Source organism: Actinoplanes sandaracinus (assembly GCF_030009775.1).
Taxonomy (GTDB): Bacteria; Actinomycetota; Actinomycetes; order Mycobacteriales; family Micromonosporaceae; genus Actinoplanes; species Actinoplanes sandaracinus.
This window is the reverse complement of the sequence record NZ_JASCTH010000046.1, coordinates 24,421-36,127: the sequence shown is the minus strand read 5'-3', so window position 1 is coordinate 36,127 and position 11,707 is coordinate 24,421. Positions and strand designations below refer to the sequence as shown.

9 protein-coding genes and 1 pseudogene are annotated in these 11,707 nt (G+C 71.8%); 7 read left to right on the top strand and 3 right to left on the bottom strand.

Annotated features, from left to right (window positions below; translation table 11 throughout):
• Positions 1-33: 33 nt before the first annotated feature.
• Positions 34-300: a hypothetical protein gene (locus tag QLQ12_RS43595; protein WP_282766956.1), complete on the top strand. Its 267-nt coding sequence runs from the start codon at positions 34-36 to the stop codon at positions 298-300.
• A gap of 57 nt (positions 301-357) precedes the next feature.
• Entirely contained in the window at positions 358-1,398 is a 1,041-nt protein-coding gene (locus tag QLQ12_RS43590) for a S66 family peptidase (RefSeq protein ID WP_282766955.1), read from the top strand.
• 90 nt (positions 1,399-1,488) lie between these two features.
• Here QLQ12_RS43590 and QLQ12_RS43585 read toward each other — a convergent pair whose 3' ends face one another.
• Together QLQ12_RS43585 and QLQ12_RS43580 are read right to left on the bottom strand one after the other, a co-directional pair.
• A complete protein-coding gene (locus QLQ12_RS43585; RefSeq protein ID WP_407651705.1) occupies positions 1,489-2,151 on the bottom strand; it encodes a response regulator in 663 nt (220 codons plus the stop codon).
• Complete coding sequence (locus QLQ12_RS43580) at positions 2,139-3,380, bottom strand: sensor histidine kinase (RefSeq protein WP_282766953.1); 1,242 nt, start codon at positions 3,378-3,380, stop codon at positions 2,139-2,141. Before QLQ12_RS43580 ends, QLQ12_RS43585 begins: the two co-directional genes overlap by 13 nt.
• A gap of 132 nt (positions 3,381-3,512) precedes the next feature.
• On the opposite strand from QLQ12_RS43580, the pseudogene QLQ12_RS43575 reads away from it, so the two are divergent.
• The 3 genes and pseudogenes from QLQ12_RS43575 (at position 3,513) to QLQ12_RS43565 (ending at position 7,192) form a co-directional block, all read left to right on the top strand.
• Positions 3,513-4,105, top strand: a pseudogene (locus tag QLQ12_RS43575) (ATP-binding cassette domain-containing protein).
• Between the two features lie 159 nt (positions 4,106-4,264).
• On the top strand, positions 4,265-5,053 hold the full coding sequence (locus QLQ12_RS43570) for an ABC transporter permease (RefSeq protein ID WP_282766952.1): 789 nt from the start codon (positions 4,265-4,267) through the stop codon (positions 5,051-5,053).
• 279 nt (positions 5,054-5,332) lie between these two features.
• Positions 5,333-7,192 (top strand): M6 family metallopeptidase, encoded by a 1,860-nt coding sequence (locus QLQ12_RS43565; protein ID WP_282766951.1) that lies wholly within the window; start codon positions 5,333-5,335, stop codon positions 7,190-7,192.
• A gap of 32 nt (positions 7,193-7,224) precedes the next feature.
• On the opposite strand, the gene QLQ12_RS43560 is transcribed toward QLQ12_RS43565, so the two are convergent.
• Entirely contained in the window at positions 7,225-7,929 is a 705-nt protein-coding gene (locus tag QLQ12_RS43560) for a cyclase family protein (protein WP_282766950.1), read from the bottom strand.
• 90 nt (positions 7,930-8,019) lie between these two features.
• Here QLQ12_RS43560 and QLQ12_RS43555 point away from each other — a divergent pair, with 90 nt between their 5' ends.
• Both QLQ12_RS43555 and QLQ12_RS43550 read left to right on the top strand, forming a co-directional pair.
• Positions 8,020-8,676, top strand: a complete 657-nt coding sequence (locus QLQ12_RS43555; protein ID WP_282766949.1) for a MerR family transcriptional regulator — start codon at positions 8,020-8,022, stop codon at positions 8,674-8,676.
• Positions 8,673-11,312, top strand: coding sequence for a VIT domain-containing protein (locus QLQ12_RS43550; RefSeq protein ID WP_282766948.1), 2,640 nt, complete (start codon positions 8,673-8,675; stop codon positions 11,310-11,312). Before QLQ12_RS43555 ends, QLQ12_RS43550 begins: the two co-directional genes overlap by 4 nt.
• The last annotated feature ends 395 nt before the right edge of the window (positions 11,313-11,707 follow it).

Genomic DNA, 11,707 nt, shown 5'->3' with positions numbered 1-11,707 from the left:
TTCCCGGCTCGCGGGGCCGGGTAGATTGCCGTGATGCCACTCGGACCGCAACCTCACGGCCGCCGGGGCACGATCGAGGAGCCCTACAGCCCGCTGAACCTGCGGCTGGTCCTCGCCCTGTTCGGCATGCTGGTCTGCGCCGGTCTGGCGGTGTTGCTGTTCCGCGCCGGCTGGACCGTTCCGGGCTGGCTGCTCGCCACCTGGGCCGTGGTCGCGGCCATCGACGCCGTGGTGATCCAGCTCCGCCGCCGGGCCCGGGCGCGGGCCGAGGGCGGCCGCAAGCACTCCCTCTTCGAGTGACTACTCGCGAGTCCGCGCCGGAGTGACCGCTCGGCGCCCCGTATCGACCGTTGTGCCATGATCACACGAATGACCATCCGCTATCCGGCCCCCTTGCGCCCCGGTGACCGCGTCGGTGTCACCTCCCCGTCCAGCGGGATCGACGAGAGCATGCGGCCTCGTCTCCAGGTCGCGCTCGACAGTGTGCGCAAGCGCGGGTACGAGATCGTCGTCGGCGACTGCATGGACGGCACCGGGCACGTGAGCGCTTCGGCCGCCGCACGCGCGGACGAACTGATGCGGATGCTCACCGATCCGGCCGTCAAGGCGGTGGTCCCGCCCTGGGGCGGGGAGACCGCGATCGATCTCGTGCCGTTGCTCGACTGGGAAGCCCTGAGCGACGCCGAGCCCACCTGGGTCGTCGGATACTCCGACATCTCGACGATCATCACGCCGTTGACGCTGCTCACCAACATGGCGACGATCCACGGCAACAACCTGATGGACACCCCGTTCCGGGCGCCCGAGGGCCTGCTGTCGTGGCTGGACATCGTGTCGCTGAACCAGGGCGAGTCCTTCACGCAGGTCTCGCCCGGCCGGTACCGGGCCACGGGCTGGGTCGACTACCGCGAGCACCCGGAGGTCGACGAGTTCACCCTGGACAGCGCCGGGCGCTGGACGCGCCTGGACGGTACCGGTGACGTGGCCGTCGAGGGCCGGCTCATCGGCGGCTGCATCGAAACCCTGTGCAACCTCGCCGGCACGCGTTACGCCGACGTCGAGGCCTTCGCCCGGCGGGAGGCACCCGACGGCCTGCTCGTCTATGTCGAGGCGTCCGGCGACGACGCGGCGACGATCTGCCGGAACCTCCATGGCATGCGGCTGAACGGTTTCTTCGCCGGCGCCAACGCTGTGCTGGTCGGCCGCACCAGCGCGCCGGCGCTCGACAGCCTGACCCAGCACGAGGCCGTCCTCGACGCGCTCGGCGGCCTGGGGGTTCCGATCATCGCCGACGTCGAGTGCGGGCATGTCGCGCCCTATCTGCCGATCGTCAACGGGGCTCGCGGCCGGGTCGTTCTCACCGACGACCGCAGCGAGTTCACCCAGACCCTGTCCTGATCCGGCCCGCTCCGTCCCGATGCCCGGCCGCTGAAGCCCGATGCCCGGGCTCCAAGCTCGATGTCCGGGCTTCGAGCACGGCGTGCGGGGTCAAGCCAGGCCGGCGTCGTGCACCAGAAGTGCCACCTGCACCCGGTTGTTCAGGTCGAGCTTGGTGAGGGCCCGGGAGACGTGCGCCTTCACCGTCGCCACCGACATGTGCAGCTGACCGGCGATCTCCGCGTTGGAGCGTCCCTGCGCGACGGCGAGGGCGACGTCCCGCTCCCGGGCGCTCAGCCTGTCGAGCAGATCACCGGCGCGGTTCCGCTCAGGTGGGGTTCCGGCCGCGACGTGCGCGATCAACTGGCGGGTGACGCTGGGTGACAGGGTCGCCTCGCCCTGGGCCACGCGCAGCACCGCGTCCCGGATCTGCGCCGGCGGCGTGTCCTTGAGCAGGAAGCCGCTGGCCCCGGCCCGCAAGGCGCGCAGCACGAACTCGTCGGCGTCGAACGTGGTCAGCACCAGGACCTCGGGAGCTTCCGGCCGTCGTCGCAGAGCCTCGGTGGCGGCCAGCCCGTCCACGCCGGGCATGCGGATGTCCATCAGCACGACATCGGGCCGGCACCGGGCGACCGCGGCGGGCACCTCGGCCCCGTCGCCGGCCTGCCCCACGACGCTCACCTCCTCGTCCCCCGAGAGGATCATCGACAGGCCGGCCCGGACCAGCGGGTCGTCGTCAACGATGAGGACCCGGACCGTGCTCATGCCTGCCATGGCAGCCACGCGGTGAGCACGAACTCGTCGTCGATCCGTCCGTGGCTGAGCCAGCCGCCGGCGAGCAGGGCACGCTCGGCGAGGCCGATCAGGCCCACACCGGTGCCGGGAATGGCGGGGGCGGGAACGAGGACCGGTATCGGGTTGCGGATCTCGATGGTCAGCCCGTCGCCGGCCGCGCCGCCGACGGCGACACGCACGGCGGTGCCGGGCGCGTGCTTGCGGGCGTTCGTCAGCCCTTCCTGAATGATCCGGTACGCCGCGCGCCCGGTCGCCGCCGGAACGTTGTCGGGGGCGGGACCGATCTCCAGCCGGACATTGACGCCCGCGGCCCGCGACTCGTCGGCGAGCATCGGCAGCGCGCTCAGCGTGGGTTGTGGTCGTTCCGGGGTCTGCTCGTCCTCCGGCTGCCCGGTGCGCAGCACACCGATGACCGCGCGCAGGTCCTGGAGGGCCTGGTGGGCACTGGACCGGATCACAGCGGCCGCGCCCGCGATCTCCTCGGGCGGCGCGCTCGGGCGGAACTCCAGCGCGCCCGCGTGCAGGCTGAGCAGGGAGATCCGGTGAGCGAGGACGTCGTGCATCTCCCGGGCGATCCGGGTGCGTTCGAGGACGCGGGCCTGGGCGATCCGCAGCCGCTGCTCGGACTCGGCCCGCTCGGCGCGGTCACGCCAGGACACGATCAACTGGCGGCGGGCGCGGACCAGCATGCCCCACGATGCCGCGCTCATCATCATCACGTTGCCCCACCAGAACGTCTCCCCGTCGCTGAGGTCGGCTTCCGGCCGCACCATCGTGAAGACGCCGTTGGCGAGAACGGCCAGCGCCACATAGCCGGCCAGCACCGCGAACCTGCGGTGCACGCCGATGGTGAAGATGACGATCAGCAGGGTGAGCCCGGCGGCCACCGAGAAGAACGACAGCAAAAGGACGTAGGCGGCCAGCCCGGCGAGGAACCGGCGCCGCCACCAGAGCCCCACGGCGGCGATCACACTCGCCACGCCGTCGGTCAGCACCAGCCAGTACGGCGTCGCCCCTGGCCTCACCAGAGTCGGCTCCGGGTTGAGCAGGTCCAGGGTGACCCACACGGTCAGGCCGAGACCCAGGAGGAAGCAGAGGGTGTCGACGCCCCAGTCACGCGTGGACCGGCGCGCGGGCATCGGCCCTGCCGGGTCCCCGGCCAGCGCCGACGGCCACAAGCGGCGGTACTCCGGCAACGACGTCCCCACGAGGCCGACTCTACGGGCGGGCCGCCACCGGCCGATACCGACCAAAGTCGATGGTCCGGCCCCGACCAAGGCTTGCCAGCGTCGGCTCTCGGCCGAAGCGGCGGCCACCGCGGCGCCCGCAGGCTGGTTCGCATGATTACGGTCGAGAACCTCACCAAGACGTACGGGCCACAGCGCGCCGTCGATGACGTGTCGTTCACCTGCGAGCCGGGCACGGTCACCGGCTTCCTCGGGCCCAACGGCGCCGGCAAGTCCACCACATTGCGGATGATCTGCGGTCTGACGCCGCCGACGTCCGGCCGGGCCACCGTGAGCGGTGTGCCGTACCAGCGGCTCGGCAATCCGGGCCGGCACGTCGGCGTGCTGCTCGACGCCTCCGCCCAGCATGCCGGGCGGACCGGGCGGGAGGTGCTGGCGCTGGCGGCGATCACGATGGGGCTGGACACCGCCCGCGTGTCGGACCGGCTCGAACGCGTCGGGCTGGGTGGCGTGGCGGCGAAGCGGCGGGTGCGGGCCTACTCGCTGGGCATGCGGCAGCGGCTGGGGCCGGTTCGCCGTCGGCCGACGGCAGTGTCCTGGTGCCGTCGGATCCCGAGACGATCGGGCAGGCGGCCGCGACCGCCGGGGTGGTGCTGCTGGAGTTGCGCCCGGCCGGCGTGGGTGGCCTTGAGGAGATGTTCCTGAGACTGACCGCCGGCGCCGAGACCGAAGGGGCGCTCCGTTGACCGCCACCGCCGCGTCGGCCGGCGCGGCGTCGGCCGGTTCCGCATTGACCGGTTCCGGATCGCCCTTCGCTTCCGCGTCGCGGTCTGCTTCCGCATCGCGGTCTGCTTCCGCATCGCGGTCTGCTTTCGCATCGTCCACTGCTTCGAGGAGGCTCGTCCATGACCGCGACCGTGCCCGTTTCCGCCGTGGCGGCCGCTCCGCCCGCGGCCGCCGCCCCGGTTCCGCTGACCCGGCTGACCATGGTCGAGCTGCGCAAGCTGGCCGACACTCGGGCCGGGATGTGGCTGTTGATCGTGATCGGGCTGGCCACTGTGGCGACGTCGGCGATCCTGCTCGGCGGGGCGCCGGACAACGAGATCACCTTCAGCGGCCTGTACAGCTTCGGGTTGCTGCCCTCGGCGGTGCTGCTGCCGGTGCTCGGCATCTTCTCGGTGACCAGCGAATGGTCACAACGCACCGCGCTGGCGACCTTCACTCTGGTGCCGGCCCGTGGCCGGGTCCTGCTGGCGAAGATCGCCGCGGGCATCCTGATCGCGATCGCCGCGACAGCCGCCACCGCGGTCCTGGCCGCTGCCGCGAACGCCCTGACCCCGGTGGGCGGCGGCGACGGTTCGTGGAGTCTGGACTCGTGGCTGATCTGGCAGAGCCTGCTGCTCCAGATCGTGCTCGTGCTGATGGGTATCGCGTTCGGCGCCCTGCTGCTGAACACCCCGTTGGCGATCGTCGTCTTCTTCGCCCTTCCGACTGTCGGGACGATCCTGGGCGAGACCATCCGTGCTCTGCGGGACGCCGCCCAGTGGCTGGATCTCAGCGCCACCTCGCAGGCGATGTCGAAGGCGGACATGACCTCGGGTGAGTGGGCCAGGCTGGCGGCCTCCGCGGGGGTCTGGGTCGTGCTTCTGCTGCTGATCGGGGTCGCGCGTGTGCTCCGGCGGGAGGTTTCCTGATCCACAACGGCCGGTGTTGGCGTCACGATCCGACGATCGGAGGTAGCGTCCCGAGACGTGACGCGTACCCTATTTGCCAGCTTCGCGGCAATCACCGCTTCCCTCCCGTTATTGGCTGGCCCGGCGCCGGCGGCGTTTACGACCGTTCCGCACCCCGTCCCCAGCGCCCCGGCTGAACCGCTCGAGGCGGAGACCCGCGAACCGAACCTGGACCGGCTCACCCTGAACGGGGAGCCGCTCCCCGTCGCCAGTTATGAGCCCCGGCCCAGCGCGCGCAGCATGGTGCGGACTCCGGACGTCGGCACCGTCCGGAGCTGGGCCGGCCTCAACGAGATCGACGGTGACGTGTACCGCAAGGACTACACGCTGCGCGGTGTCGGCAAGCACATCGAGGTCTGGGTGGCCAACGACCTGGCATTTCCCGAGGGCGACTGTCGCAAGAACTCCACCGAGGTCACCGATGCCCAGGTCACCGCGCTGGTACGCGAGTTCGACGAGGTGATCTACCCGCGGGAGACCAAGACCTTCAGCACTCCGCCGGACCGCAGCGGCACGAGTCCCGGGCTCCCCGGCGACTTCACCGGCGCCGGCGACCGGACCGTCACGCTGGTCGACAATGTCCGCGACGACAACTTCTTCGACTTCCCGAAGCGGCCGACGTACATCTCCGGCTTCTTCTCCGAGCAGCTCAACGAACTGTTCGACCGCAACGTGATCACGATCGACGCCTTCGACTGGGCGCATCGCACCGGGGCCGACCCCAAACACGAGCCCGCCGACGACCTGTGTGTCAGCCGCCCGGCCCGGCCGCGCATGTACGAGGCGACCTTCGCCCACGAGTGGCAGCACCTGCTCGCGTATTACACCGACCCGGACGAGGAGGTGTGGATCAGCGAGGGCCTGGCCGATTACGCCCAGAGCCTCACCGGCTATGTGAACTCGACGATCGGCGTGCGCCACCGCGGATTCGACAACCATCTGGCCTGTTACCAGGGCTTCGGCAGTGTGAAGACCACGAACAACCCGAATCCGCGCGACTGCGGTGGCCCGGCCAACTCGCCGAACCTCTGGTCCGAGGGCGCGCCGGACCAGATCCTGGCCGATTACGGCATCAGTTACCAGTTGATGCTCTACCTGCGTGACCGGTTCGGCTCCGATCTCATCACCGGCCTGCACCAGGACAAGGAGAACCACGGCCTCGCGGCGGTCGCGGCCGCCCTGCCGAAACACATGAAGCTCCACGACGTCCTGCACGATTTCCAGATCATGACCCTGGTCGACAAGGTGGCCGGCGCGCGGGGCGGCGTCGTCAGCGGCGTGCCGCGCGGCCGGGTGACCGCCCGGAGCCTGCGCTCCACGGTGAACCTGGACAGTGCGGCCGCTTACGGCATCGCCGGCGCGCCGCCGAACGGCGCCGATTTCCTCCGCCTGCCGCGCGACTGGCGGACGGTCGGGTTCGAGGGCGCGCCGAGCCTGCCGTCGGCGCCGCTGGCGTGGACGATCGACGCCGGAGCGCTCTTCTCCGGCAACACCCCGAGCACCGACACGGCCGCGGTGCGGCCGGTCGACGTGCCGGAAACCGGCCCGGTCCTGCGTTTCAAGACGACCTACGGTCTGGAGGACAAGTTCGACTTCGGGTACGTGACCGTGTCGGCTGACGGCGGCAAGACCTATCGCATGGTCAAGGGCGACAACACCATCGAAGGCCCGCTCGGCCAGGCGATCACCGGCAAGGCCACCGGCGTCACCCTGACCTACGACCTCAAGGAGTACGCCGGGAAGCGGGTGCTCCTTGGTTTCCGCTACGTCAGCGACAGCGCCGTGAGCATCGGCGGCTGGCGCGTCTCGAACATCAAGGTCGGCTCCACCGAGATCGACGGGACCGTCCTGAAGGGTTGGAAGTCGCCCACGGAGGTCCGCCCGACCCCCGTGCACAACTGGCACGTGACCCTGGTCGGCCTGGCCCGGGACCGGGCGAAGGTGGTGGAGCTGGCCGATTTCGCCAAGCTCCGTCACTATCCGAAAGTCGTCGCGATCGTCGCCTTCGACGATCCGACGGGCACGGTGACTCAATACGCCCCCTACACCTTGACGGTCGACGGCAAGCCTTACCAGCCCACCGCCGCGCAGACTCCGTGATTCACGGGCACGGGCTCCCGCCGGGCGTCTCCTCAGCCCGGTGGGAGCACCGCATAGATCAGGGCGGTCGACCCTGATCCGGCCTTGTTGATCTGCCCGCCGCACAGCACCCAGGCGCCGGTGGCGGGCAGACCGGCGAGATTGGCGAGCACCTCGAGACTGATCCGCCGGCGGCGGTAGACGAGCCGGGACACGGTGAACGTGGTGTCGGTGCTGACGTCCGGGCTGAACGCGTCGGTGCCGGTGCCGCCCCGCTCCCCCAACCGGCCGGTCTCGACCAGCCATCGCGCCGCCTCGGGCGCGAACCCCGGATGCGGGACGAACCCGGCGGTGCCGAACCGTTCCTCCCAGCCGGTCCACAACACCACCACCGACTCGTCGGGGATCCGGCCGTGCCGCCGCTCCCACCGCTGGAGGTCGGCCACCCCCACCGCATAGCCGGGATCGCCGGCGCACGCCGCCCGCACGTCGAGCTTCACCACCGGCCGGAACAAGTCCTCCGGGGTCAGCTCGTCAGCCAGCAGCCCGCCCGGCGTGAAATGGCCGGGCGCGCCCCAGTGCGTGCCGGTGTGCTCGCCGGAGAAGACCGTCTGAAGGTAGAACCCGTCGCGCTCCAGGGTCGCGACGGTCTCCAGACGCGGGGGCGGATCGCCCGGATAGACGCTCACCCGGCCCGGATCGTTGACGTGCGACAGGCTGACCAGCCGCAATCGCCCGAGCACTCCGTCGTCACCCATGTCGCCCCTCTCCGGCGCGGTCGCCGTCGCCGGCCGTCTGCCGCCATTCTGCCATTGACAGTGTCACGATGACAGTGTCATTGTCGGGGCATGTGGACGATGGAGCAGTTGGTCGAGCGGGTCAGCGCGGCGCTCGCCGCGGAGTCCCCGGGCGCACCCAACGGCCGTGTCCGGGAAGTTCCCGACCGCAGGTCGATCCGGTGGTACACGACGATCGGCCTGGTCGACCGGCCGCTCGGCACACGCGGGCGCGCCGTTCTCTACGGTCCCCGGCATCTCCTCCAGCTCGTCGCGATCAAGCGACGCCAGGCGGCCGGCCTCACTCTGGCCGAGATCCAGGCTGAGCTGGCCGGCGCTTCCGAGGACACCCTCGCCGCGGTCGCCCGGGTGCCCGACGGGTTCCTCCACACCGAGATGCCGCCGCCCGACCGGCAGGCCCGGTCCCCTTTCTGGAAGGCCGCACCCACGCCTCCCGCCGCGTTCGCACCCCCACCCGACCCCGGCCTGCCGGTGGAGCCGGCAGAGGGCTCCACCCGGCAGGCGCTGGCGGCCGTGGTGCAGACGCTCGGCACACCGCCGTCACCGGCGCCACAGGCGCTGATCACCGGGGTTCCCCTCGGCGGCGGCGTGATCCTGCTGCTGCCCCACCACGGCACCGACCTCGACCGCGACGAGATCGTCGCGGCCGCCCGGCCCCTGCTCGACCTGCTCGCGTCCCGCGGGCTCACCGATGGGAGAAACGCATGATGATTTCCGTGAACCCGATGGGATCGGCAGAGCTGGAGCGCCACCGGCAGGTGCCCGGGGCAGGCCTCGGCACACTGCTCACCGCACGCGGCAACCTGCCGCTGGACCGGCTCGACGTGCGGGCCGCCATCAGCGGCCTGGTCGTGCGCACCGAGCTCACCACCGAGTTCGTCAACGCCCACGACACCGCGCTGGAAGCGACCTATGTGTTCCCGATGCCCGACCGGGCCGCGGTCACCGGCATGACAATGACCTGCGACGATCGCGTCGTCACCGCCGAGTTGCACGAGCGCGGAGCCGCCCGCGAGCGGTACGACCAGGCCATCGCCGCCGGCCAGCGGGCTTCCATCGCCGAGGAGGAGCGGCCCGACGTCTTCACCATGCGGGTCGGCAACATCCTGCCCGGCGAGCGGGTGGTGGTGCGGCTGCGACTGGTCGGCCCGCTGGCCTATGAGGACGGCGCCGCGACCTTCCGGTTCCCGTTGGTGGTGGCGCCCCGCTACATGCCCGGCATCCCGCTGCCCGGCCCGTCGGCCGGTGACGGGCAGGAGCCCGACACCGACGCCGTGCCGGACGCGTCACGCATCTCGCCGCCGGTGCTGCTGCCCGGCTTCCCCAACCCGCTGCGGCTGTCCATCAGTGTGGACATCGATCCGGCCGGGCTGAAACTCGGCGAGGTCAGGTCCAGCCTTCACACGATCACCGAGCAGGGCGGGCCACTGCGCATCGCGCCGGGCGAGCGGGCCGACCGCGACTTCGTGCTCCGGCTGGCGTACTCACCCGGCGCCGAGTCCGCCGTGGCCGTTCCCGACGAGGACGGCGAGCAGGGCACCTATCAGCTCGTGGTTCTGCCTCCGGAGGCCGCCGCGCCACCACGCCCAAAAGACGTGGTGCTGCTGCTTGACCGTTCCGGGAGCATGGGCGGCTGGAAGATGGTCGCCGCCCGCCGGGCCGCCGCTCGAGTCATCGACACGCTGACCGCCGCCGACCGGTTCGCCGTGCTCACCTTCGACCACGAGATCGACCGGCCGGAAGGCCTCGGCTCCGGGCTCGCGGAGGCCACCGACCGGCACCGTTACCGAGCCGTCGAGCATCTGGCCCGCGCGGACGCACGCGGCGGCACCGAGTTGCTCAACCCACTCACCGCAGCGCTGGCGCTGCTGGCCGACAGCCCCGGCCGCGACCGGGTGCTGGTGCTAGTCACCGACGGCCAGGTCGGCAACGAGGACCAGATCGTCAAGCAGGTGACCCCGCTGATCGGCGCGATCCGGGTGCACACCGTCGGCATCGACCGGGCCGTCAACGCCGGATTCCTCGGCCGTCTCGCCGCCCTCGGCGCGGGCCGCGCCGAACTGGTCGAGAGCGAAGACCGTCTCGATGAGGCGATGGAGCAGATCCACCGGCGGATCGGGGCACCGGTCGTCACCGGCCTCTCTGTGACCGGCGACGGGTTCACGCCGATCGACGGCACTCGCACACCGGCACGCCTGCCCGGCCTCTACCCCGGGGTGCCACTCGTGGTCACCGGCCGCTACACCGGTGTGCCCGGCGGCGCCCTCACGGTGACCGGGCGCACCCGCGACGATCAGGAATTCCGGACCGTCGTCGCGGTCCATCAGCGCTCCGAGCCGGCGGTCACCTCTCTGTGGGCGCGTGCCCGGCTGCGCGACCTTGAAGACGCGTATGCGTCCGGCGACCACTCCCTGGAGACGGAGATCGTCGGCACGTCGCTGCGGTTCGGTGTGCTCTGCCGGTTCACCGCTTTCGTGGCCGTCGACGAGCGGGTCGTCAACGAGGGCGGCCACACCCGCCGCGTCACGCAGCCGGTCGAGCTGCCTTCCGGCTGGGAGACGCCCGTCGCACCAACCCCGCCGTCCTACTTCATGGCCGCCTCGTCCCCGTTCCCCGGCGCGGCCGGGGTGGCGCCGATGACCACCGGCGCCATGCCACCTCCGGGTGCTCCGGCACCGGGCTCACCGCCTCCCGGCCGGCCCGGGTTCACACCGCCGCGCGCCAAGAGGGCCTCGTCCGCCGAGGAGGTCGCGACCGGGGCGCCCACCGGCGGGCCGGCAGGCGTGACACCGGACGCCGACCCGTTCACCTGGGCCGGCGTGAGCCCCGCAGCCGCTCTCGATGACGCTTCTTTCGATCAGGTGGCCGCCGACGGCGCGCCCCCTTCGGCGAGCCACGGCGGCGCGCCCGGCACGCCCGCCGACCGGGGTGGGGCGCCCGAGGGCGTGGCCCCGGCCAGCGCGGTGACGCACGGGTTCTCCGGCCCGGCGCGCCGTTCCCGCCCGGCAGGCGCTCCCGGCCGGCGGGGGTCGCACGGTCCGGCCCGGGCCGACGGCCTGGCCGTCGACGAGTTGCGGGAGTTGGCCGCGGTCGAGGTGGCCCGGCTGCGCGAGGCCGCGAGCCAGCCGGCGCTCGACCGCCGGGACCTGCTCGACGATCTGGTCAGCCGCCTCGCCGTCCTCCTCGAACCGGTCACCGACCCCGCGGTCGACCCGGTGCGCGAGCTGGTCGGCCTGCTTCGCGGCGACGCCTCCCTTGAGGAGCGGTGGGCGGCCGCGCTGCGGGTGCTGGAAGACTTCGCCGCCGGAAAGGCGCAGAAGAAGCGCCCATTCTGGAAGTCCTGACGACCGGTGACCCCGGCCTAGCGAAGCAAGCCGCCGGCTCCACTCCGCAAGGCCGGGTCACACTCACGGGCGCGCCAGCCGTCCAGCTACCGCCAGCCCGCCGTGGGTCCCCCGCCAGCCCGCCGCCAGAACGCGGGGCCACACCCCCACGCGCACCAGCCGCGCAGCTACGTCAGGCCCGAGGCCCACCACCGCACCGCCGCCACCACGCCCACGCACACCAGCCGCCCAACCACGTCAGGCCCGAGACCCACCACCGCACCGCCGCCACCACGCCCACGCACACCAGCCGCCCAACCACGCCAGGGCCGAAGCCCCACCGCCACACCGCCGCCACCACGCCCACGCACACCAGCCGCCCAACCACGCCAGGGCCGAGGTCCCACCTCCATAGG

Bases quoted from the DNA above. Each gene is read 5' to 3' on its own strand.
- QLQ12_RS43595 (WP_282766956.1), top strand. From the start codon at position 34: ATGCCACTCGGACCGCAACCTCACGGCCGCCGGGGCACGATCGAGGAG.
- QLQ12_RS43590 (WP_282766955.1), top strand. From the start codon at position 358: ATGATCACACGAATGACCATCCGCTATCCGGCCCCCTTGCGCCCCGGT.
- QLQ12_RS43585 (WP_407651705.1), bottom strand. From the start codon at position 2,151: ATGGCAGGCATGAGCACGGTCCGGGTCCTCATCGTTGACGACGACCCG.
- QLQ12_RS43570 (WP_282766952.1), top strand. From the start codon at position 4,265: ATGACCGCGACCGTGCCCGTTTCCGCCGTGGCGGCCGCTCCGCCCGCG.
- QLQ12_RS43565 (WP_282766951.1), top strand. From the start codon at position 5,333: ATGGTGCGGACTCCGGACGTCGGCACCGTCCGGAGCTGGGCCGGCCTC.
- QLQ12_RS43560 (WP_282766950.1), bottom strand. From the start codon at position 7,929: ATGGGTGACGACGGAGTGCTCGGGCGATTGCGGCTGGTCAGCCTGTCG.
- QLQ12_RS43555 (WP_282766949.1), top strand. From the start codon at position 8,020: ATGTGGACGATGGAGCAGTTGGTCGAGCGGGTCAGCGCGGCGCTCGCC.
- QLQ12_RS43550 (WP_282766948.1), top strand. From the start codon at position 8,673: ATGATGATTTCCGTGAACCCGATGGGATCGGCAGAGCTGGAGCGCCAC.